A 24,504-nucleotide genomic window follows, 5' to 3' on the forward strand; every position below is an offset into this window, starting at 1 on the left:
AGTGTTTCGTCCCTTTAAAAGTAATAAATATAAGGCAGCGGGCAATACGAGCCCGTCCATAGCGAAGGCGGGTCAGCTTGGCAGCGGATCAGGTCGTGTTTTTTTGTTATCTATTTAGTATTACTTTTGGTCTAACTAAAATTATGCCGGTTGAATATTGCCGCATTTATTGCACGCCGAATAGCGTTTAATCAACAGAAATCGTTTTCCCGTTTTGTGATCCGGTTGTCAATTGGGGCCACCGTTATCAGTGTAACAGTAATGATACTTACGCTGACATTTGCCAGCGGGTTTCAAAAAACCATTAGTGAAAAGGTTTTTAGCTTCTGGGGACATATACGCATTCAAAGCTATTATTCAGCCCGGGTTGCCATTGCCGAAGAATCACCCATCCATCGCAGTGACTCGGTAACCAACCTCAAAAAATTATATCCTGCTATAAGAACAGTGCAGGCATTCGCCACAAAGAATGCCATTCTGAAAACGGCGGAAACCATTGAAGGCGTATTGTTTAAAGGGGTAGAAAAAGACTATGATTTCACAAACCTGGACCGGTTCAAGGTAAAAGGCCGGTGGCTACATTTCACCGATAGTGGTTACAGTAACGAAATTGTGCTGAGCGCCTATACAGCCAATATGTTAAAGTTAGATGTGAACGACCAGGTACTGATCTATTTTATTCAACCCGGCGCTCCACCCCGCACCCGCAAATTAACGGTTGCCGGGATCTTTAAGACCGGTATTGAGGAATATGATAAGCTGATCGCCATTGGTGACCTGAAGCTGGTTCAACGGTTAAATGACTGGAACCCCGATCTGATCGGGGGGTATGAAATCTTTCTGCATGATTACAACCGCATGGATGAAGTGAGTGAAGCCATTGTGCCCGATATTCCGCTCGGATTGCAAAGCAATACTATTAAATATATCTACCCCAGTATATTCGACTGGCTGGCGCTGCAAAACAAAACCATCCTGATCGTACTGGCCATTATGATCGGCATTGCCATCTTAAACTTAATTACCTGTTTGCTGATATTGGTACTGGAACGCACGCGGATGATCGGCTTGTTAAAAGCATTAGGCGCCCGCAGTTATACGGTGCGGGGCATATTCCTTTATCATGGCGCCATTATAACCTTCTTTGGCTTGCTGCTGGGAAATATCTGCGGTTTGTTTATTGCGTGGCTGCAAGAAAAGACCGGGTTTATCAAATTGCCCGAAGATGCTTATTATATTCCTCAGGCGGCCGTTGATATTGTGTGGTGGCAAATTGCGGCAGTGAACATTGCCACTTTTATTATTTGCTTTTTAGTGCTGTTAATACCCACCATCATAATCAAGCGGGTTCAACCTATTAAAGCTATTCAATTCAGATAATGTTTATTAGTTTGTTAGTTATTTAGTTTGTTAGTTCCTATTACCGATAAACTCAAAAACTAAATAACTAACAAACCAAAGAACTATTTAACTACCGCTTCTTCACCATACATCTGGTCCTTGAACTTCAGCGAGGGTGATGAAACAAATTCGCCTAATCCCAACGTATTCCATTTTGCATCAACCGATGCGATGGTTTTATCATCGGCTACTATGATATTTGGCCAGTCGCGCTGAAAATCGTCGAGGGCGGCTGTTTTAATGGTACCATCAAAACCCATGCAGGCCCAGGTTTTACCAGGCATTTGACGGGAAGGTTGTTGCATCAGGATGCTGTCGCGGCGGGGATCGAGGTTATTACAGAAACGCCATAAAGCAACCGGCAGGTCATTGGCGTTCACGGTATGCTCTACATACAGGATCATTTTAATGCCTTCGATCATTCCGGTATTGCATATTTGCTGATGCAGTTCGCGGATATGCCCTTTCCGGTTCTTTTCTACTGAAATGATCAGACAGGGAATATGTATAGCAGGCAGGGCATCATTAATACCTCTTATTTCAGGGTAATGTTGCTGCAATATTTTTTTATCGAACCGGCTGCCTAATACCGGAAACTCATAGGAGTCATCCGTTTCTTCATCAAACTTCCGTGTTCCATCGATACACATTTTGCCACCAAAACCCAGTTTGCTACAACTATGGTCCAGTACATCCATAGGGCCAGTAGACAAATAAATATCAGTGGCCGGGTTCATATTAGCGAATACGTATTCTGCCAATTTTGCGTAATCCTGAATTTTAACACCTTCATCGGCCAGCACCAGGATCTTATTAAACATCATTTGACCGGCGCCCCACATGGCATTCATCACCTTTTGCCCCTGACCGGCATATTCTTTATTGATCTTTGTAATAACCAGGTTATGAAAAACGCCTTCTATGGGCATGTCCATATCCACAATTTCAGGCACCATGGTCATTTTTATAGGTGCCAGAAAAATTCGTTCAGTGGCTTTACCCAGCCAGGCATCCTCCTGAGGCGGAATACCAACGATGGTAGCGGGATAAACCGCATTTTTTTTATGTGTAATGGCGGTGATATGAAAACGCGGGTACCAGTCGGGCAATGAATAATAACCGGTATGATCGCCAAAGGGACCTTCCCAGATCATTTCATCATTGGGATCAACATACCCTTCTATCACAAAATCAGCATCGGCGGGTACTTCTATTTCGGGTTGGGTAATACATTTTACCAGTTCTACCTTTTTCTTACGCAGAAAACCGGCGAGCATGTATTCGTCAACGTTGTCTGGCAACGGCGCTGTAGCAGAATAAGCATAGGCGGGATCGCCACCCAATGCTACCGCCACCGGCATGCGTTTACCCAGTTTTTTATACTCATTAAAATGTCGCGCGCTTACTTTATGTTTATGCCAGTGCATCCCGGTTAAAGTGGGTCCGAAAACCTGCATCCGGTACATGCCTACATTGCGGGTATGCGTATTGGGATCTTTGGTATGTATAACGGGTAATGTTACAAATGGACCGCCATCTTTTGGCCAGCAGGTGATCACGGGCAATTTAGAGATATCGGGTTTGTCCATCACCACTTCCTGACAGGCGCCTCTACCGCTTTTTACCTTGGGCATCCAGGAAGCAAACTGTGATAATTTGGGTAATACTTTCAGTTTATCGATGATGCTTTCTTTGGGTGATGCAAGCAATTTGAATAAATTTTCAATTTCCCGGGCCACATCATCGAGATGCTCTACGCCTAAAGCCAGACACATGCGTTTTTCGCTGCCATAAGCATTCATAAGCACCGGAAAATCGTAGCCGGTATTTTCAAACAACAGGGCCTTGCCGCCACCCGTAGTTTTACTAATTCTATCTGTAATTTCTGCTATTTCTAATTTGGGGTCTACATAGGCTTTGATACGTACCAGTTCACCTGCCTGCTCCAAAGTATCAATAAAATGTTGCTGATTACGATATGACATGGCGCAAAGTTAGTTGATAAGTTGATATGTTGGTTGAGGAAGGAAGTTGACCTGTTAACCAATTGACCAGTTGACGTGAGAGACATACAGGTGATGGAAAGAAGGAAGTTGACAGTTTTAAAGAAAAGTCCGTAAGAAACAGATCTCAAGGTCTGTTCTTACGGACTTTATTAGCTATTGCCGACTGACGAAAATAATCGGACCGCAGCAAAAAGGCCTTTCCCGTTTCACGATTGCCAACTTGTCCACCGAAGCCTTGGCAAAGGCGGATTGCCGATTCCCCCTACAGCACCCTGGGGCACCCGAGTTGATTTCTTCCGCCATGAGAACGACCAAAAGAACTAGTCCGGCCATTGCCTGAACCAATTCCAATGTACAGGGTAAAACCGGTAAAATAATACCAGTCTTTATATTTTGAACCACCGCGCACACTGCCCTGATCAGGATACGTGGTGCTGTTGCCTTTCAACTCATCGCTTCGAAAGGCCATTTCCACGGCTTTTTGTCCACGGGCCTGTGCCAGCGCAGCCTCATCAAAATAAGTGGTACTTACATCGTCTAAATAATCAGTAAATGTTTTCCGTGCGCTTAATTCATAAGCCAGCACGGTGTTCTCATTTATTCTGAATTTTAAACCAATACCTAAGGGAATAGCAAACTGGGTTAAATTGTATGGCTTACGATCGGGCGCCAGTCCCTGTCCTTCGGTACTAAGCGGCTTCAGATAAACTTTACTACCAATGGAGTCATACGCATATGGATTGAAATGGTACACGGTGACCCCACTGTAAACAAAAGGAGAAATTATGTAGTCCTCCAAATTTAAAACGGTGTATTCTAACAGGAAACTACCTTCGTTGATCTTTGAAATAAAGCTCAGGTTACGGGCTTGTAACAGGGGATCTTTACTCTTTTTATCATCCCCCTCAATAGTACCGTGATTATACGCCAGGCGCACAGCCAGATTGGGCGTAATATCATATTTGATACCGGCGCCTAAAGCAAAATTTGCCTGTTGTAAAGTAAATCTGTGGTCTTGCAGATCGCCTGCATAATTCGACAAACCGCCAAACAAGGTTACGTGAAAACGCTGTTGCGCCAGCGCTACTACCGGGCAAAGCATGCTTAATAGCAAAAGTTTTCGCATGGAATTTTTTTTAATGAATGTTTCAGAGAAGTTCTCAGGGGATTACGGATTCCATTCAACTTTTTAAGCTAAAGGGTAGATACGAGGAAATTAAACCGGGGGTTGGTAAGCAAGTTTTAAGCCAAATTAGTTTTTTTGCCCATAGGACATGGGGCTACCGGCATTGCACATGCAAAAATAATAGACAGAAATTGATTATCAATACCTGTGGGGAAATTTTTGTTAAAATCTACTCAAACTCGAGGGCACCAAAAAACTGGCGCAAATGAAAGTTAGGCTGTGGCCATTGGATGTTCGCCCAGGTTACATAATGTGGTTCCGGCAATTCATCGCCACATTTATAAAAATTGGCAGCACATTTCAATCCTTTTAAGGTCTGAATGTGGTGATAACAAAAAGCCGTTACGGGTATCAATAAGGTTAACTCCCATCCTATGGCTTTCTGATTTTGATCGTTAGTAAGAACCGACTTGTATTTTATTTGTTGACCAATTTCAAGGGGCAACAGGCTACGGTCTGTTTTACCTTCGCCAAAACCTATCAAAGGTGTTCCAATACAATTAAATTCAAAATTGTAATACGCAGGCTCGTCATTAAACCCAATAAAGAACTCCACACAACTATCGTTATATACTGGTGAGTTCAATGTATTATTAACTGCCCTGATATTTTTTTCCTTCACAAAGTATTTCAGGAATACAGCATTGCTGCTATGTGCCATAGTAAATTGCACTTCGGGATGATAAGGATATGCTACCCAGGGAACATACACGAGTTGTTGCTTAGGCGTTGCATCCAACACCTGTGAGATCTCCTGCAATGGCGTATGCAGATCAATACTATTCAAATAGGGAACACGCAAAAAATTCATGCTGTAAGCTCCTGGCTTTTTTATAAAAGAAGCCCGAAAATTACTCCATAGCCGCGAATTGCAAAACTAATCTTGTGCAATCGTTTGATCTGAAATGGCAATAGGCAATGGGCAGTAGGCAATTGTGAGACCCGACGAAGCTTCGCTTGTCGGCTCTGACGACCGCAAACATCGGCATGAGGATTACAAACGGTAAGGCTCGCGAAAATTTCGCGAGCCTTACTCACCACTCACAACTCACCACTCACTATTATATCTTCTTAAACACCACAATCCCGTTATGCCCACCAAAACCAAACGTATTGCTCATAGCCACCTCTACCTTTTTCTTCAGGGGTTCTTTTAATACGATCTGTACACCGGCAGGTAATTCAGGATCGAGGTCCTGGGTATTGATGGTAGGCGGTATCAATCCTTCGTTTATACTTGCAATGGAGGCAATGGCTTCAATTGCACCGGCAGCACCCAGCAAATGACCTGTCATTGATTTGGTGGCACTCAGGTGCACTTTATCCAGTTCACTGCCAAACATTTTTGTGATGGCGTTAATCTCACTGATATCACCAACAGGTGTTGAGGTGGCGTGCATATTTACATAATCAACTTTATTCGATGCTATGCCTGCATCCTGTAATGCCAGCCGCATGGCATGGTAAGCGCCCAATCCTTCGGGATGGGTAGCAGTCATATGCCAGGCATCAGCCGTCATGGCCGCACCGGCCACTTCTGCATAGATCTTTGCACCGCGTTTGCGGGCATGCTCATAGTCTTCCAGCACCAGCGCGCCGGCCCCCTCGCCCATTACAAATCCATCGCGATTCACATCGAAAGGCCGTGATCCGGTAGCCGGGTCATCATTCCTTACCGACATGGCCTTCATAGCACAAAAACCTCCAATGGAAGCTTCTGAAATAGGTGCTTCAGATCCGCCGGTAATGATCACTTTGGCTTTACCCAACCTGATATAATTCAGGGCATCCATAATTGCTGTATTGGAAGTGGCACAAGCCGATACCGTGGTATAATTGATGCCCATTAACCGGTATTTAATGGAGATCATGCCCGAAGCCATATTGACAATCAACTTCGGTACAAAAAATGGGTTGAACCGGGGATTCCGGTCTCCCTCAACATATTCAGCCATTTGTTCCTCAAAAGTCTGCATCCCACCTTGTCCTGAACCCCAGATAACTCCGGTATCAAAGGGGTCCATGGTACTGAAATCGAGCCCTGAGTCTTTTATCGCCTCATCGGCAGCCACCAGGGCATATTGGGTGAACATATCTGTTTTTTTCAGTTCGTTCTTATCGAGCAGGGCTTTGGCATCGTACCCCTTTAGTTCACAGGCAAACTTTGTTCTGAAACGCTCTGCATTAAAACGGGTTATAGGAGCAGCGCCGCTGGTCCCCGCCCATAAATTGCTTATATAAGCCTGTACATTGTTGCCGATAGGCGTCAGCGCGCCCATGCCGGTGATAACCACTCTATTCATATAATAACTTTAACCACTTGAAAAAATCAAGCGGGGCCAAAGATACGTCAAACTACTTTATATTTGCAAGTGGTTAAAAATATTAACGCTATGCGCTCTGATTGTCCCCTGAATTATGGAATTGAAATATTTGGTGATAAGTGGACGCTGCTGATCATCCGCGACCTTATGTTCTTTAACAAACGACATTACAATGAATTGCTGAGTTCTGCCGAAGGCATTGCTACCAATTTACTGGCCGACAGGCTGGCCATGCTGGAAAAGGAAAAGATCATTAAAAAAGAAAGGGACAGCCAGCACAAACAACGCATTGTGTATAGCCTTACTGAAAAAGGAATCGATCTGTTACCTATTATCCTGAGCATTGGGTTATGGTCTGACAAGTATGCTACCATAAAACTCAATCCTGAACGGGATGTAATTATAGGCGGTGCTAAAAAGAAGACCTTAGCTAAAGAAGTGGCTTATTTGAAAAAGAAATTACTTTCGGAACATAAGAAATAGTTTGTGGTTTGTGGTTGATCGCCTTATTCGGAACTCGCTATAATTGGCAAGCTCAAGTCGGAAAATTTATTAAGCTCGCATTTAATCGATCTTCCCGAATGAAGAACAACAAACCACAAACCTCAAACTACAAACAAACTAATATTTAGCTGGTTTATCTCCAGGTATCGCTTTTAAGATAAAATCACGCAGGTGTTGATTGGCCGTGGCCAGGTCTTCCTTCCGCAAATACATCATATGTCCACTGCGGTAACCTTCCCAGGAAAGGCGTCCTTTTAATTTGCCTGCTGCATCTATTTGCCACAAGCTGTATTTGGCATTGAAATAGTCACAAGCGCCATCATAATAGCCGCTTTGCACCAACACATGAAGGAATGGGTTTTCTGCTATGGCCTGACGCAGGTTCTCCCCGGTGTGGTCATTCGTCCGGTCCCAGGGATGTACGGGGCCAAACATGTAATATTTTAAGTCGGTTTTAAATTTCAACTCATCGCGCAGGTACATATTGATAGCTGGCGTAAAAGCATGCAACCAGGAGTTGAGTTCGGCATTGTAATCGGGCGATATACCGGCATCTTTCCGGTCAATACCCAGATAGCGGCTGTCGAGCCGGCCAATGGTGAAGCCCTTATCCCTTAATAATTCTTTCCAGAAAGCGGAAGGAAGTATTTCAAGGTTATTCTGCACAATGAATTGTTGTGACAAACCCGAAAAACGCGCCATTTTAGCGGCAATGGCCGTTCTATCCGCCTCTGTTAAACTGCCGCCTTTGGCCAGTGCCGGTAACAGTTCATTTATAGTAAAGGTTTCCACCTCAGGCAACACTGCGGTGAGGTCTTTGCTTTGCAGATCGGCTGGTAATTTCTTGTGATACCAGGCCGTGGCGGCATAATAAGGCAGACTTAAAGCCGCATCTACCGGCCCATTCCGATCGATGCCCAGGTCGGTGGGCGAAACCAGGATCACGCCATTCAGGTACATCCACTGATTGTTTTGTAATTCCAGTGCCAGTCCCGATACCCGGGTGGTACCATAGCTTTCACCAATCAGGAATTTGGGCGAGGCCCAGCGTTTGTACCGGCTCACAAAAGTACTGATCCAGCTGGCGAGGTATTTGATATCGGCATTCACCCCAAAAAATGTTGCTGGTGGAATGTCTTTCTCAGCCGGGCGTGAAAAACCGGTATTCACCGGGTCAACATATACGATATCGGCCACATCAAGTATGGAATGCGGGTTATCTCTTAACCCATAGGGTTGAATGGGATATCCTTCATCATCAATTTTCAGCATGCGTGGTCCCGTATAACCGATCTCCATCCATACGGAAGAAGTACCAGGCCCGCCATTAAATGAAATTACCAACGGACGGGCTGAGAGATCTTTTATATCTGATCTTTCATAATAAGTATAAAACACACCAGCGAGCGGCTTTCCATTTTCATCCCATACGGGTATGGTACCTGCCGTTGCCGTATAGGGTACCCGTTGTCCTTTAATGGTAATGGCGTTGGAAGTAGTAACACTGCTGTCGAGTGCCAGGCGGATGACATTATTATTATCAGCCGGTTTGGTCACTTTGGGTGGTGGTGTTGGCGCGGGTTCTGTTTCCGCCCTTCTTTGTGCATGAATGGTTAAGGAAATGCCAGTAAGAGCTACAATAAATAGCAATTTTTTTCTCATGGTTGATGTAGTTGTTCTGATAGAAAATTGTCAAATATAGCCGTTCTACCGGTAAAAGAGCGACCAATTACACAGGTGGTCAATATGTATGAATTAGCCGTCTTATACCTTATATTTGAGGCACATAAACCAGTAAACTACATGCAAATACGTACTGCTGCTGAAATGATTGCCGCCGGCACCCCTCCGGAAATACTGTTCTGGGTGGGCTGTTCGGGAAGTTTTGATCAACGGGCGCAAAAGATCACTAAAGCTTTTGCAACCATTCTTACCAAAGTAGGGATCAATTTTGCCGTATTGGGAAAAGAAGAATGCTGTACCGGTGACCCTGCCCGTCGGGCCGGTAACGAATTTATGTTTCAGATGATGGCCTACCAGAATATTCAAACCCTGAATAACTACGGTATCAAAAAAATAGTTACAGCTTGCCCCCACTGCTTTAATATTTTCAAAAACGAATATCCCGAACTTGGCGGTAATTACGAGGTGATACACCATACCACGTTTTTACAGCAATTGATCGACGAAGGAAAAATAAAATTAAAAGAAGGCGGTGCCTTTAAAGGACAACGCATCACCTACCATGACAGCTGTTACCTGGGCCGGGCCAATGATATTTATGAAGCACCGCGCAAAGTACTGGAAGCCCTGGATGCAGAACTGGTTGAAATGAAACGCTGCCGCACCAAAGGTTTGTGTTGCGGGGCCGGTGGCGCACAAATGTTCAAGGAAGAAGAAAAAGGCAACCTGCGCATAAACCAGGAGCGTATACAGGATGCACTGAGCACTGAATCAACTATTGTGGCATCTGCCTGCCCTTTTTGCAACACCATGCTTACTGATGGAGTGAAACTGAAGGAAAAAGAAGAATCGGTAAAAGTGCTTGATGTGGCCGAGCTGGTAGCAATGAGCATGGAGTAGGTGTCCGCTGTGTTGCAGGCGTACAGTTCATGTATCAAAAATGAACACTCTGGTCTGTTAATAGCAGCCTATTACATTGCAAATCAATATCATCTACCTTGGCATGCTACTGGAAGTTTAAAGCGAAAGGTGCATCAACATGCTCATCAATTTCTTTAAAACGGCCTTCCGTAATTGCTGGCGGAACAAGACATATAGTGTTTTGAACATTTTGGGGCTGTCGGTAGGTATTGCCTCCGCAGCCCTCATCTTTTTATGGGTTGAAGACGAATTAAGTTTCGACAACTTCAATGAAAAGAAAGACCGCTTATTCTTTGTTCGGGAGAACCAGAAATACGAGGCCTATACTGCCACATTCTACAGCACACCCGGCCCGTTAGCACCAGCCATGCAGGCAGAAATTCCGGGCATCGCCAATACCTGCCGAACATCGGAAGGCGACAGTTATAAGCTCTTTACTATTGGCGACAGGTCGATGTACTCCTATGGCCGGTTTGTAGAACCCTCTTTATTCACCCTATTCACCTTGCCATTTGTGCAGGGAAATGCAGCCTCCGCTTTCAATCAATTACATTCCCTGGTCATAACTGAAAAAGCAGCCCGTAAGTACTTTGGGAACGACAAACAGGTAATAGGTAAAACCATACGGGTCAATAACAAACAGGATTATATAGTAAGCGGTGTATTAAAAGACATTCCTGAAAATTCAAATCTGAAATTTGAATGGGTAGCCCCTTTTGAAATTTACGTACAGGAAAGTGAAGGGGTAAAAAAATGGGAGAATAATTCCATCAGCACTTATGTTGAATTGAAACCCGGCGTTCAACCAGCCGCTGTAAATAAATTGTTGTATGCGTTCATACAAAAAAGGGCTCCCAACTCATTGGCCCGTCCTTTCTTATTTCCAATGAACGACTGGCGGCTGCGTGACAAATTTGACAATGGTGTACAAACCGGTGGCGGCCGCATTGAATATGTTCGTTTGTTCTCCATCATTGCAAGCATCATCTTGTTGATTGCCTGTATTAATTTCATGAACCTGTCCACGGCAAGAAGTGAGAAAAGAGCCAAAGAGGTAGGCATTAGAAAAGTATTGGGTTCCGGCAACAAAGGCCTCATCTTTCATTTCCTGGGTGAAGCCCTCCTGATGGCTTTTCTCGCAGGCGTCATCGCCATTCTCCTTGTTACACTTACCCTGCCCGCTTTTAATTTACTGGTGCAGAAAAATTTGCATCTTGCTATAGGCCGCCCTGTTCATATCCTGGGTCTTCTTACAATAATTGCAACCTGCGGATTGCTATCTGGAAGTTATCCTTCCTTCTATCTTTCATTTTTTAATCCGGTATTTGTCTTAAAAGGAATAAAAGCCAAAGCAGGCAGTGCGGAACTGATCAGAAAAGGATTGGTGGTTCTACAATTTGCCACGTCCATCATCCTTATTATAAGTACCATTATTATTTACCAACAGATACAGCATGTAAAGCACAGAAATCTTGGATTTAATAAGAATAATTTGATGGAAACAGATGTAACAGGCGATGTGAAAAACCACTATACAGCCATTAAACAAGACCTGTTAAATACTGGCATGATTGAAAATGTGGGATTAAGCGACCATGTTACTATTGATGGCGGTAACAACACCAGTGGGTTTGACTGGGAAGGAAAGCCGGCCTCTGCAGAGATATTGATCTCTCATCGGGGCATAAGTACTGATTTTTTTCAAACATCAGGAATACAATTACTGGAAGGAAGAGATGTTACAGAAACTGACAGCATGGTGCCAAACAAAACAGTACATGTTGTTATTACCCGGTCGTTGGAAAAGCTGATGGGCAATGGCAGCGCGCTGGGCAAAAAGATCTGGCACGAGGGAAACCCCAGAATAGACGCCGAGGTAGTGGGAGTTGTTAATGATTATGTTTATAACGATATGTATAAACAGCCTGATCCGGTGCTGTTCCATTATACCAAGCCCCAAAATGCTACCCGCATGTATGTGCGGTTTAAACCGCAGGCCGACCTTGAAAAAGCGCTGGCAAAAACAGAAACGGTCATGAAGCAATATAACCCGGCCTATCCTTTCTCGTACCAGTTTGTTGATGATCAGTTCAACCAAATGTTCATGAGCGAAGAATTGATCAGCAAGCTGTCGAGAACCTTCGCCATCCTGGCTATTTTTATTTCCTGTTTGGGTTTATTTGCGCTGGCTTCTTATGCCACAGAACGAAGAACAAAAGAAATTGGCGTAAGAAAAGTACTGGGTGCTTCTATTTCCAATATCACCACCCTGTTGTCGAAAGACTTTCTGAAACTGGTCGTTTTATCCTGCCTGGTGGCCTTCCCAACGGCCTGGTGGATAATGCATACCTGGTTGCAGGATTATCAATACCGGATCAGCATCAGCTGGTGGATCTTCCCCATAGCCGGTCTTGTAGCTGTTTTAATTGCCATTATTACTATCAGTTTTCAATCAATAAAAGCAGCGCTGGCCAACCCGATAAAAAGTTTGCGGACGGAATAGATAATTATTTATATCGCTGAAATACAAAGGAGGTCGGCTCATAATTTTATGGGATGACCTCTTTTTTTACAACATACCATAACTGTATTTAGGATAAGACCAACGCTACTGCATCAAAACACCATACAGAATAGCTTATAAGACCGCCTACGCAACTGATGCCGCCAGATGAACAATTGATGGCAGGCCTGTTTCGGTTCATACACAAGCCGCTGGATTGGCTTCCACTTGCGGTATACTTTTACATTCAATTAAATACCAATTACATTTCCTCATTCAATATGAAAAAGATATGCTTGTTTGGCTTTTTAGCCACGGTTTGTATGCTGGCCTGTAAAAAAAGTCAGGACGGTAATGACAGTAATAACAGTAAAGAAGAAGGATTGGTCACTGCTGTAGGGGCACCCGCAGGTACACCTGTCAGTAAGTCGATAGGAAATACAGGCGGAAGTATCAGTAGTACCGACGGCCGGCTTACCATTGATGTACCCGCAGGGGCATTTAATACGGCGCAACAAATAACCATCCAGCCTATTTCCAATAACGGGCCCAGTGGGGTGAACAAGGCGTACCGCATTACTCCGCATAACATCCAGTTTGCCAAACCTGTTAAAATAACGTTCTCATACAACGATAGTGATGTATCGGGCAGTGCCCCTGCATTCCTGGGTATCTCCTATCAGAATGAGCAAGGCATCTGGCAGGCTAAACGCACCACCATAGTGGATACAACTGCCAAAACCATCTCGGCGTTGACCAGTCATTTCAGCGACTGGAACATCTTCAGGGGATTGGAGATGACCCCAGAAGACACGGTTATAGAAACCGGTAAATCTCTAAAGCTTAAAGTTTATGTTGCTTTGGAAGACGTGTTTGTTCCATTACCAGTGGAAGGAGAAGACCTTGTTGTGGCGCTACCTGCCCGAAAAGAAGTAGCCGAAAAATATGTAAAGCAATGGATAAAATCAGGCGACGGCACACTCACCCCCCAGGGTAATGCTGCCACCTACACCGCGCCCAACATGGAGCCAACCCGCAATCCGGTATCCGTGTCTGCCGAATTGAACATACCCGGTAAAGGCAAATTGTACCTGGTTTCAAATATTACCGTTGTATCAGATGAAGCAGTGATCATTAAAGCAGGGGCTGGTCCTGGTTCCGGTTCCTACGTGCTTACCAAAGCGCCGCAGGCTATTTATGATGCCGTTAATAACGTAACTCATATCTCCGTTCATGACGCCGCTGGAGATGCGCAAAATTCCAAAAGAGTAGAGCTCGTTTTTAAAGGCAATGTGGCAGACACCATAGCCTGGAATCATAACCACGATGTAGAACTGACTTATACCGTAAGAACAAACGGCGTAAACACCGTTTACAAATCCGTTTGGTCTAATATAAATGGATGGCATGACAGTGATGGAGGTGTATACCTGGCCAGTTTTGGAAACAAGGGCGAATATATTATGGGCACCTTTGCCGCGAGTAAGGCGGGCTATCTAAATGGACTGGAAACCGCCACCTCGTTGAGTGGGATGTTTAAGATCAAAAGACTGTAATCGGGGGCAAAATAGAAAAGGTCGTCAAAAAGTAATGACGACCTTTTCTTAAATAAGCTTTATCCGTTAAAAAACATTATATCCAAAGCTCACATAGTACAAACCGCCTACACTTGGATTACCAAAGGCGGTTGTATAATACTTGTTCAATAAATTAGTAGCGCCCAGCTTGATCATACTTTTGATCTTTGGCAGGCGATAATTAACCTGGCCATCCAGTGATCCAAAAGAGGCAACTTCGCCACTACCAAAGGTGCCTTCCCACAGCATTTTATCCTGCCAGCGATACAGGATGTTAAAACCCCAATTGCTGTTATTTATCTTTTCATTACCGAAGGTGGCATTGAAACGCACTTTTGGTGTATTAAAGAAGGTCACCAATCCTGGTTCTACATCATTTAATTTATCACCTGAAACGTTTACCCCCACCTGATAACCTTTTTTAAGGTTATAATTCACACTTACCCCCCAACCTAAAGCTTTTACGGTACTGGAGGAATTATATATGAAAGAATAATTGGTAGTAGTAAACGGACTAGCCAATTCAGCAAATGCTTTGCTCTGATCGGCGCTTGCCCCTCTGCCAACCGCTTTACGGCCCAGGAAATCTTTGTATTGGCTATAATATCCATAGGCATCAATCAGCAGGTTGCTGGTAAGCAAACCGCGATATCCTATTTCATATGAGTTGGCTATTTCGGGTTTCAGCGTACCGAAATCAGCAACTTTCAGTAACGTTGGATTAGGTGTACCAGCATTTATTGAATTGCGGTAATCAACTATGCTTTCGGCAGTATACGCCGGACTGGCATCGAAATGATAGAACGTATAAAAATCGGGCATACCGCCAATGAGTATGCTCGCCGGAGTTCTCAGGTTGATCCATTGGTCCTGGGTGGAAGGGAAACGGTATGCCTGTTGATAAGATAAGCGGAAGCTGTTGTCTTTTGCCACTTTTATCAAAGCCGTAGCCCTCGGTGTAAACCGTCCTTTGAAATTTTCATTTTTATCGTATCGACCTGACACCGTTAATTTCAAAAGGTCTTCAACTACCCATTTGGATACCTGTGCATATCCACCTACTTCACCGATACCAATTCTGCCGGTTGTATCGGCAAAAATGGTCCCATGCGAGTTCAATGAATACAACCGGTAACTGGCGCCCACCAGCACTTCGGCCCATTTAATTTTTTCAGTAAAATTATACTGGCCTTCGAAATGATACATATCGGTTTCATCCATGAATTTAGAGCCACCGTCTTTTATTGATTTACTTACGGCATTATCAAAGGCCGCCTGATATTCAGGTGTACCTGGTAAATATCTACCTCCATCGGCTACGCCCCTGGCGGTGCCATGCGCGGTTGCATCGGGTAATACAGCGCCGCCAGCACCCGGTAATATTCCCAGTCTGGCCGCCCCATAAGTACCGGTATATTGTTGAAACCACAATTGGTCGGCCTTCCAGGACCGGTTAATAGCCACAGCAGAGGTGGTGGCGGTAAAGGCATCGCCTGAATTCTCCTGGATGGTATAGCCCCTCAAAAACCAGTTTTTTGATTTAAATTCCAGTTTATACTGACCCATGATCAGGTTTTTGATGCTGTACCGGTCAGCACCTGTATATACAGTAGTACCGGTACCCCAGTTACCCTCCAGGATTGCTTCCGTATTCTCGGTTATTTTATAATGAAGCGCACCAGCCAGTTTTACATTATACGTGTTATAATCAACCAGGTCTTTTTCATTATATCCTGTACGGCTTACATATTGACTTCCATATATTCCCTTGTAATTATTGTTAGGCGCATTACTGGTAGGAATTAAGAAAGGCAAATAGGTTGCATACGGTGCCAATGCCGGATTAGCAGCCCAGGAAGCAGCGATTTGCTGCGGTGTTAAACCGCCTGCGATCTGTGCATCAAGACCGGCCAAAGCAGGCGCTGTACCAGGCGTTGCAGAAACCTGGGCTCTAACAGCCTGTGCAAAAGCCTGCATACTCGCGCTGGCCTCATCACCAAACACATTCACCCCATCATAGTTGGGGTCAGAGGTGCGATCGCCAGGTTTCAATTCACTGAATACATTGTTCCTATTCAGGTTGCGATAATCGGTAGCCTGCCAGTCATCGGCTTTTACAAACTGACCGGAGATCCTGAACGCAAACTTATCACTGATCTTTTTTGCATAGCGAAGCGACCAGTCGTAATACGGAGTGGCATTGTCCTTAGCAGGATCGTTAAAATGCATAAAACCCTGCTTTACCTGAAAACTAAGTCCCTGGTTCTTCCATGGACTTTTACTGTTCATTAACAGGGTGCCATTCATACCGCCCGAACCATACAGGGCAGAGGAGGCGCCTTGTAACAGCTCCACATTGTCAACGTCCAGTTCGGTAAGGCCAATGATATTACCCACGCTGAAATTTAAACCAGGTGCCTGGTTATCCATTCCATCAACCAACTGGTTAAAACGCAGGTTACCACTACCATTAAAACCCCGGGTGCTGATGGTGCGAAAGGTCAAGCTCGATGTTGTAAGATCGACCCCTTTCAGGTTAGCCACCCCATCATAATAATTGGGTGCAGCCGATGCCCGGATGGCCCCCACATTCATCCGTTCAATAGACACGGGCGATTCCAGAATCCGTTCTGGTACCCGGCTGGCGGAAACAACCACCTCAGCACCTAAACTGGAACCAGGGTCCAGGTCAATATCTATGGACCCGGCGCTTGTTACCTGTACTTCTTTTGAAGTAAAGCCTACTGAAGAAACAACTAAGGTGAGGGGCAATGCATGGGAACTTGCGAACTTGAATGTTCCCTTTTCATCGGTAAAGGTTCCGGAACTTGATCCTTTGATCGATACGGTAGCAAAAGGAATAATTTCCTTGTTTGTACTACTTCGTACGGTCCCGGAAATAGTGGTTTGAGAACTGGCAGCAATCGTAATCATTAAGAGCAAGGATAAAGCTGCCAGGCAACGAGAATATTTACTCATAGCCATGGAGTTTTTTTGGTTATAGAGCAAAATACGATTTGTATGTTTCAACAGAAAATTTTATTTAAACACATCTTGTTGATTTTGTTGATATTTCGGGAATTCTTTTTTTTCATGATATTATTCACCTCTGGTATCTTCGGCCCATGAAATCATTACAATTTCCGCAGCAGACGAAGTTTTACAAGGGCAAGGTCAGAGATGTATATACCATTGACGATCAATGGCTCGTAATGATAGCCAGTGACCGTATTTCTGCATTTGATGTAATATTACCCCGCCCTATTCCTTATAAAGGACAGGTATTAAATCAGATTGCTGCCTATATGTTGCAGGCTACCCGCGACATATGTCCCAACTGGTTAGTATCAGTTCCGGCCCCCAACGTATCGATAGGTAAAAAATGTGTTCCCTTTAAGATAGAAATGGTTGTACGTGGTAATTTAACGGGTCATGCCTGGCGTACTTATGCTAGTGGCAAACGGGAATTATGCGGTGTTCCCCTACCCGAAGGCATGAAAGAAAATGATTATTTCCCTACTCCCATCATAACACCAAGCACTAAGGCAGAAGCCGGTCACGACGAAGATATTTCGAAGGAAGAGATCATTGCCACCGGACTGGCATCGGCTGCTGACTGGGCTGTACTGTCAGCATATGCCTTGAAACTGTTTGAACGTGGAAAGGAAATTGCCGCCAAACAAGGACTTATATTAGTAGATACAAAATATGAGTTTGGAAAGATCGGTGACACCATTTATTTGATGGATGAGATCCATACACCCGATAGCAGCCGCTATTTTTACGCCGATGGCTTTGAGGAAAGACAAAAAACCGGCGAACGCCAGCAACAGCTGAGCAAAGAATTTGTACGCGAATGGCTTATTGCCAACAATTTTATGGGCAAAGAAGGACAAACCGTTCCCGAAATGAGCGACGAATGGATCAACACCATCTCAAAACGATATATAGAATTATATGAGAAAGTGATCGGGGAACCCTTTAAACCCGAAGCACTGAACGAAGATGAAACCTATACGCGCGTGGTGAAGGCCCTTGGCGAATTGAAGTAAAGCAAACAGGTAATAAATAATTAAGCCCCGGTGTTTAGAAAGCATCGGGGCTTTTTATATTTTGTGCTTGATTTACCAACTGATATGGAATATGCCTACTTCATAGCCGGCACACTCTTTCTGATCTTTGGTCTTTTTTTTCTCAAAGATCGTATAACCTTTTTAAAGTATGGAATCGAAGCATACGCCATTGTCATAAGAATTGAAGTATCTATCCGTGATACGGAGGATGGGAAAAGAACAACCTACATACCCCACTTTAAAGTTGTCACTCACGATCATACTGAATTAATATTTACCCATGGCAGCTCCGAAGAATGGGGCCGATGGTCAATTGGCGATCAAATAAAAGTGGTTTACAATGACTCTTTTCCCGGTGATGTTGTGGTATGCACTCCCTGGGAAAAATACCGAAAGATAATAATACTCCTGACCCTTGCAATCATCTCTTTTATCATCGCATGTTTGTATTTAGTTGATGTTTTATAGTGTATCTTCCCTATATGAAACACATCTGGCACAGTTTACTATTGCTTGTAATTCCCATTATTACCAATTGCCAAACGAATTACTACTTAATAATCGGCACCTATACGCGTGGAAATAGCGAGGGCATATATGTATATAAAATGAATACGGAAACCGGTGAGGCTTCCTATGTAAATAAAGCTACCGCCTCAAACCCCTCCTATCTCGATCTTTCGCCGGATGAAAAATTTGTGTACGCTGTAAATGAAGACGCCAGTGATAAAGGCAGCGTATCAGTTTTTTCGTTCGACAAAAGCAATGGCTCCTTAAAGTACATCGATAAGCAAACCAGTGGTGGCGACCACCCGGCTTATGTAGCCGTAAATAAAACCGGCAAATGGGTAGCCGTAGCCAATTATACCGGCGGCAGCTTTTCTACCCTGCCTATTATGGCCAACGGCACACTAGGCGTTCCTACTACCATTCAACATACCGGCAGCAGTGTGAATAAAGAAAGACAGGAAAAACCACATGTGCATTCCACCGTTTTCTCGCCCGACGACAAATACATTTTTACGCCTGATCTGGGTATCGATAAAGTAATGATCTATTCATTCAACCCGGGCAGTGGTAAACCAGAACCGGCGTCTGTTCCCTTTGTAGCTACCCCACCCGGCAGCGGCCCACGCCATTTTACCTTTCATCCCAATGGAAAACTGGCCTACCTGGTTGAGGAAATGGGCGGTGAAGTTTCGGGCTATAAGTACAACAATGGGAAATTGACCTTGTTCCAACGCATTTCAACTTATGCCGCTGATTTTAAAGAAAAGAAATGGTCGGCTGATATTCATGTTTCGCCCGATGGTAAATTCCTGTATGCCACTAACCGGGCTCCGGATTCTATTGCCATTTTTTCAATCAATACCCCGAACGGTAAACTTACACATATCGCCACAGTATCTACCCAGGGCGAGATACCACGCAACTTCACCATCGATCCTACAGGGAACTTTTTACTGGTGGCCAATCAGGAAAGCAACAATATTGTGATCTTTAAACGCAACAAAGAAACCGGTTTGTTAACCGATACAGGCAAACGCATCGAAGTTGGTAAACCTGTTTGTTTGAAGTGGGCAAAAGAAGACTAAAAATATTAAAAGCAAAAACGCACTGTTACATGTCCTATGTTTACAGTGCGTTTTGATTTCAGTTGTAAGTTGTGAGCCCATTGCCTATTCCCCATTGCCTCCTCTGTCTCCCAGCTTAGGTCTTAATCTGGCGCGCGATTTATTAAAGATATTCCGTCCCTTATCGATGCCCTTGCGCTGTTCTTTTCTTTCTTCCTCGGGTAAATGAATAAAATCCTGGCATTCCTTGCTGCAGCAGCCTTCATGATGCTGAGCGCAATTTTCGCACTGGATAAATAACAGGTGACAACCATCGTTGGCACAATTCACATGGGTATCGGCCGGGTTACCGCACTGGTGACAACGGGCAATGATATCAGGTGTAATGCGCTCCCCCAGCCTGTTATCAAACACAAAGTTCTTTCCAATGAACTTGCTATCAAGCCCATCATCCTTCACCTGTTTGGCATAATTGATAATGCCGCCTTCCAGGTGAAACACGTTTTGAAACCCGTGATGAAGCATGTATGCACTGGCTTTTTCGCATCGTATGCCACCGGTGCAATACATAATGATATTCTTATCTTTCTGGTCTTTCAGCATATCAACCGCCATGGGCAGTTGCTCACGGAAAGTATCGCTGGGCACTTCCAGCGCCTTTACAAAATGGCCCACCTCATATTCATAATGATTGCGCATGTCAACCACAATGGTCTCAGGGTCGTTTAGCATGGCATTCAACTGTTCGGCGTTTACATACCTGCCTTTATTGGCCATGTTAAAGGTCTCATCGGAAATGCCATCGGCCACGATCTTGTCGCGCACTTTTATTTTCAGCACCCAAAACGATTTGCCGTCATCATCTACTGCAATGTTCAGGCGCAAACCGCTCAAAGGCTCAATGGAATATAAATAAGTTTTAAAGGCTTCAAAATTACTGGCCGGTACGCTGATCTGGGCATTAATGCCTTCATTCGCCACATAAATGCGGCCAAACACTTTTAATACTTCCAGATTTTTGTACAGCTCGTTGCGGAATTGTTCAGGTTCGGGGATGGGAAAATACTTATAAAAAGAAATGGTAGTACGGGGTTCTGTTTCCTGGTACAAACGTTCTTTCAGCTCCTTTTGGGAGACGCGGTTATGTAAGATTGCCATAATTGAATTTTTGCGACCGCTTGCAGGGCAGTCAAAAATTATAAACGCGGCAAATTTAGTTTATTAGTTATTAAGTTTTTAAGTTCATTAGTTCTGAATTTCATGAGGCTTCTAAAAATTTAGAAATCAACAATTAAAAGAACTCAATAACTCAATAACCTACAAACTGTTTTACAGCTTCCCAAATCCTCTGATTCCCAATCGAATACCAAATGTAGAGACCTTGTCTTTATCGAAGCCCCAGACAAGATCCAGGCGGGCAATTTTCAGGATGTTCTCAAAACCAGCGAAGACCTCCACATATTCCTTATCACTATCGGCATACAGGCCATTGGCACCCGCTACGAGGTACCAATTTATTGCCCTGAAAAGAGGTATCTTATTGGTGAGCAGTCCATTAAAATGATGTTCAATATGCCCTTCTGCATACAGCCGGTTCTTATTGCTGTACTTATAGTAGGGCAATAACTGAAAGCCATTCAGGTACTCCACAGAGGCCAGGACCTGGTTACCGTTAAAATGGGTATAATCTATTACCTCTACGCTGTCGCGCCGTATAAAGCCTCCAAGGGCCCATTTATAGCGAAAATTACCTCCCAGGTTCAGGTTCAGGTTTTGTTGCACATCAAACCGCCATTTGGCATAATTGATATCACTGCCCAGCCAGTTGGAAATGCCCTGCCAGTACGAGAGGGTTAACAAGGGATAGTGGGAACCTACGTTCACGATCCTGTCGGGATATTCAATATATTTTGTTCCGGGCAACCAGCTAATACCACCATTAGCGATCAATGCCTGGTGCCTTTCAAAGTTTTCCGCCATAATTTCAATAGGGAAATTCGGGGTGAACTCAATCCCCTTGCGATCGCCTAATGAATATGAGGAGGTATTCTCCAACGGAATACGGTCTTCGTATTTCAATCCGCCAAAAACAGTGATCCCATTTCCTACATCTTTTGAAAAGTTGAACCGTGCATACCAGGCTTCATAAAACTTGGCATAATTGCGTTCAAACAACCAGCTGCGAATGGTATTACTTAACTGGCCAATGGGATTGGCATTATTGATCTGGTACACCCAACTACCCCCGCTTAGCGAAAACGAAGAAAAGTACTTTTTTCCATGCGTATAGGTAAAGGTGCCTGAGGCATTGAGGTGATGATTGCTGAGTCCATACCGCAGGGCAGGTTCTATACTAAAGGCCCGTCGCGACCCGGGAATAGTATCCAGCAGTTTGGTATAGCTGCCGCCAAAGCTGCCAAGCCACCCTTCCACCGTATTGTAAGCAAAGGTTTCCAGCACCGGATTCACGCTGTACATTTCCCGCTTTTTTTCGCGGTAGAATAACTGGCCTGTTGCCACCAGGGGAAACAGGTGTGGTTTATTACGCCGGCGATCGATAGAATCGAGGTAATGCGGATCTTTATGTGCTTTTTCCAGGCTGTCCTTCTTGGTATAATCGGCTATTTCATCGGCCTGTAGTGGCAGCGGGCGAACAGAATCCCAAAAGGCAGCCGGTTTTTTATTGGATCCTTCATAGATCTTCAGATAGGTATTGTTAAAGAATCTCCGCTCAAAAGCAGGCGCAGTGTTAAACTGGGAATACACATTTACAAAACTGCCAAATGCATCAAAGCCCAGCAGTTTTACGGCCGGGTACAATACCTGCGTTTTTATCACCCATACCTCTTTGTTAAACGGCACATACAATTGTTCAATATTCAGCGAGTCAATCAATTCCATTTGCGAGGCCTTGGTAAGCCGCAATTGCAAACTGTGAATACGCCAGTCGCCTTCAGTGATATTGATATACCCGGTGAACAACGGTTCATACCGTCGCCTAGGCGTTACTTTAATGCGATTGATCTCGCGGCCATCTTCAATAAAACTGCCTTCGTATTGATAGCGGTAAAAATTCAGCGCACTGGCAGCGATGGGCGAAATAAATCCACGTGGGTTCAGGTTGCGGCCTACCTGGATATTGTTCTCATAAAACGAAACGATCTGGGGTGTGCTTAATCCAAACTCATCACTTCTACCGCTTACCTTGGTTGATAATACTTCAATCTTGTTCTTACGCGGCTTTTCAACAGAATATCTTGCTACAGTTTCAGAGAGAAAAAGCATTTTCCGTTGACTGGTATCACCATCTTCAAAATCAATTGTTTCGCCCAGGAATTTTTTAGGGTAGGCGCGTAACTGCAGCTGGCCCTTTATATACACTTCACATTGAAAGGTATTGAGCTGGTGCTGATAATACGGTCTTTTTTTTATGGCATTGCGAATGATCTCATAGGCAGGGTCTTCCCCTCCGGGTTTTACTACTACTTCCTTTAAATTGAATTGTTGTATGGAAAGCTGAAAATCGAGTGTGATATTGTCTGCACTTATGGTGATCGTTTTTTCCTGCCGGCTATAACCTACGTATTGGGCAACGATGGTGTAAGAACCGGGGGGTAGCTGCAGGAAGTAATCCCCTTCTTTATTGGCCGTTGTGCCCAGTGTAGTGCCTTTTACCAGGATGGAAGCATACACAAGCGCCTGTCCTTTTTCGTCAGTAACCTTGCCGCTGATACGGGCAGCGTGCACGGATGTAAAGCCAACAATAAAGAGGGAAATTAAGGTCAGTATTCTCATATCGCGCGACGAACGCGAAAATAAGGCCAATTGTTGATTAGCTACTCAGTAAAATAGTTAAAACAGCTTACAAATAGATCAGACAGCCCTTTTTATATATGAACCGGAAATATGTAGCACTTAGCCATTGGCCTGCACTACAATTGTCTTTGCGACCAGATCACCCACGCGCTGCGCTTTTTTATTGCTGTTGGCAGTAGCTACCCCTACCATGCCACCAAAAGGAAGAAAATCAACAAAATCGAACAGATGTCTGACTATACTGCTAACGATGTCTAATTTTGAGCCATCATGATTTAAGACCCTTATCCCAAACATGACCTTACCAATGGTTTGACCCTTATTAAAGGTTTCATAACCTGGCAGTATCACCAGCCAGGGTATAACAACGAAGGCATTGTTTATAATATCATTATATAAACCTACCCATTCTCCATTACCTTTTATTGTTAGCCAGCGGCCATCCGAAAAATGAATGATCACACCTGTTACTAAAGCGTAGATCAGGTAGTCAACAAAACTGGCCAGCCAGCGGATAAATTTTGATGCCGGCGGTGGCGACTCAAAATCTCTTAGAATATCTTCCATAAACAGTTAATACCTTTCCCGGCTATCGATATACTTACGTAGAAAACTTCCCGATAAAGCAGACAGCCCGCCAATAATGGCTCCCACTACACCGGTTATTAGTATTAGCATTGCGGAAGAACCGCCTAAAGGAAACAGGCTGGCCATGCGGGTTGATAAAATACTGTCGTTTTGTGCGTCTATCCACCAGGCGAGTAATCCCCAGAATAATAATATGCTTACAAAACCTGTTAGCCAGGCCATACCAGGTTTTTGATAGATAAAAGCGGCTACGCAAAACGATACCAGCGCTACACTCCAGAAAGGTAAATAGAACCCGGCCGCAAAACTTACCACGATTGTCAGTAATATGGAAACACCAAATTTCAT

18 protein-coding genes are annotated in these 24,504 nt (G+C 44.2%); 8 read left to right on the plus strand and 10 right to left on the minus strand.

Features of this window, described 5'->3' with window-relative positions; genetic code table 11:
- The first annotated feature begins 150 nt into the window (after nt 1-150).
- Nucleotides 151-1,380: an ABC transporter permease gene (locus J7I42_RS18515; RefSeq protein WP_209140329.1), complete on the plus strand. Its 1,230-nt coding sequence runs from the start codon at nt 151-153 to the stop codon at nt 1,378-1,380.
- Nucleotides 1,381-1,463: 83 nt separating this feature from the next.
- Here J7I42_RS18515 and J7I42_RS18520 read toward each other — a convergent pair whose 3' ends face one another.
- From J7I42_RS18520 to fabF, 4 genes are all read right to left on the minus strand, one after another.
- The gene (locus J7I42_RS18520; protein ID WP_209140330.1) at nt 1,464-3,386 is read right to left on the minus strand and encodes a menaquinone biosynthesis decarboxylase; all 1,923 of its coding nucleotides are present in this window, start codon (nt 3,384-3,386) and stop codon (nt 1,464-1,466) included.
- 283 nt (nt 3,387-3,669) lie between these two features.
- Nucleotides 3,670-4,533 carry a DUF6089 family protein gene (locus J7I42_RS18525; protein ID WP_209140331.1) on the minus strand — a complete coding sequence of 288 codons (864 nt, stop codon included), beginning with the start codon at nt 4,531-4,533 and terminating at the stop codon, nt 3,670-3,672.
- A 229-nt stretch (nt 4,534-4,762) separates the two neighbouring features.
- Nucleotides 4,763-5,404: a carbohydrate-binding family 9-like protein gene (locus J7I42_RS18530; RefSeq protein ID WP_209140332.1), complete on the minus strand. Its 642-nt coding sequence runs from the start codon at nt 5,402-5,404 to the stop codon at nt 4,763-4,765.
- A gap of 250 nt (nt 5,405-5,654) precedes the next feature.
- Nucleotides 5,655-6,896 (minus strand): beta-ketoacyl-ACP synthase II, encoded by a 1,242-nt coding sequence (gene fabF, locus J7I42_RS18535; protein ID WP_209140333.1) that lies wholly within the window; start codon nt 6,894-6,896, stop codon nt 5,655-5,657.
- A 90-nt stretch (nt 6,897-6,986) separates the two neighbouring features.
- Between fabF and J7I42_RS18540 the strand changes: the two genes are divergently transcribed.
- Nucleotides 6,987-7,400, plus strand: coding sequence for a winged helix-turn-helix transcriptional regulator (locus J7I42_RS18540; protein WP_209140334.1), 414 nt, complete (start codon nt 6,987-6,989; stop codon nt 7,398-7,400).
- A gap of 138 nt (nt 7,401-7,538) precedes the next feature.
- On the opposite strand, the gene J7I42_RS18545 is transcribed toward J7I42_RS18540, so the two are convergent.
- Complete coding sequence (locus J7I42_RS18545; protein ID WP_209140335.1) at nt 7,539-9,083, minus strand: S10 family peptidase; 1,545 nt, start codon at nt 9,081-9,083, stop codon at nt 7,539-7,541.
- 141 nt (nt 9,084-9,224) lie between these two features.
- Here J7I42_RS18545 and J7I42_RS18550 point away from each other — a divergent pair, with 141 nt between their 5' ends.
- From J7I42_RS18550 to J7I42_RS18560, 3 genes are all read left to right on the plus strand, one after another.
- Nucleotides 9,225-10,004, plus strand: a complete 780-nt coding sequence (locus J7I42_RS18550; protein ID WP_209140336.1) for a (Fe-S)-binding protein — start codon at nt 9,225-9,227, stop codon at nt 10,002-10,004.
- Nucleotides 10,005-10,143: 139 nt separating this feature from the next.
- Nucleotides 10,144-12,528: an ABC transporter permease gene (locus tag J7I42_RS18555; RefSeq protein ID WP_209140337.1), complete on the plus strand. Its 2,385-nt coding sequence runs from the start codon at nt 10,144-10,146 to the stop codon at nt 12,526-12,528.
- 281 nt (nt 12,529-12,809) lie between these two features.
- Nucleotides 12,810-14,084, plus strand: a complete 1,275-nt coding sequence (locus J7I42_RS18560; RefSeq protein WP_209140338.1) for a hypothetical protein — start codon at nt 12,810-12,812, stop codon at nt 14,082-14,084.
- Nucleotides 14,085-14,150: 66 nt separating this feature from the next.
- Here J7I42_RS18560 and J7I42_RS18565 read toward each other — a convergent pair whose 3' ends face one another.
- A complete protein-coding gene (locus J7I42_RS18565; RefSeq protein WP_209140339.1) occupies nt 14,151-17,084 on the minus strand; it encodes a TonB-dependent receptor in 2,934 nt (977 codons plus the stop codon).
- 146 nt (nt 17,085-17,230) lie between these two features.
- Between J7I42_RS18565 and J7I42_RS18570 the strand changes: the two genes are divergently transcribed.
- Genes J7I42_RS18570 through J7I42_RS18580 form a run of 3 tightly spaced genes read left to right on the plus strand, consistent with a single transcriptional unit; the run spans nt 17,231 to nt 19,773 of the window.
- Nucleotides 17,231-18,157, plus strand: coding sequence for a phosphoribosylaminoimidazolesuccinocarboxamide synthase (locus J7I42_RS18570; protein ID WP_209140340.1), 927 nt, complete (start codon nt 17,231-17,233; stop codon nt 18,155-18,157).
- A gap of 30 nt (nt 18,158-18,187) precedes the next feature.
- The gene (locus tag J7I42_RS18575; protein WP_209140341.1) at nt 18,188-18,646 is read left to right on the plus strand and encodes a DUF3592 domain-containing protein; all 459 of its coding nucleotides are present in this window, start codon (nt 18,188-18,190) and stop codon (nt 18,644-18,646) included.
- Between the two features lie 14 nt (nt 18,647-18,660).
- Nucleotides 18,661-19,773, plus strand: a complete 1,113-nt coding sequence (locus J7I42_RS18580; RefSeq protein ID WP_209140342.1) for a lactonase family protein — start codon at nt 18,661-18,663, stop codon at nt 19,771-19,773.
- Between the two features lie 84 nt (nt 19,774-19,857).
- Here the strand turns inward: J7I42_RS18580 and trhO are convergent, their stop codons facing one another.
- The 4 genes from trhO to J7I42_RS18600 form a co-directional block, all read right to left on the minus strand.
- The gene (trhO, locus tag J7I42_RS18585) at nt 19,858-20,910 is read right to left on the minus strand and encodes an oxygen-dependent tRNA uridine(34) hydroxylase TrhO (protein ID WP_209140343.1); all 1,053 of its coding nucleotides are present in this window, start codon (nt 20,908-20,910) and stop codon (nt 19,858-19,860) included.
- 171 nt (nt 20,911-21,081) lie between these two features.
- Nucleotides 21,082-23,547 carry a DUF5686 and carboxypeptidase regulatory-like domain-containing protein gene (locus tag J7I42_RS18590; RefSeq protein WP_209140344.1) on the minus strand — a complete coding sequence of 822 codons (2,466 nt, stop codon included), beginning with the start codon at nt 23,545-23,547 and terminating at the stop codon, nt 21,082-21,084.
- Between the two features lie 120 nt (nt 23,548-23,667).
- Nucleotides 23,668-24,135: an RDD family protein gene (locus tag J7I42_RS18595; protein WP_209140345.1), complete on the minus strand. Its 468-nt coding sequence runs from the start codon at nt 24,133-24,135 to the stop codon at nt 23,668-23,670.
- A gap of 6 nt (nt 24,136-24,141) precedes the next feature.
- Complete coding sequence (locus J7I42_RS18600) at nt 24,142-24,504, minus strand: hypothetical protein (RefSeq protein ID WP_209140346.1); 363 nt, start codon at nt 24,502-24,504, stop codon at nt 24,142-24,144.

The organism is Niastella soli, from assembly GCF_017742245.1.
Classification (GTDB): Bacteria; Bacteroidota; Bacteroidia; order Chitinophagales; family Chitinophagaceae; genus Niastella; species Niastella soli.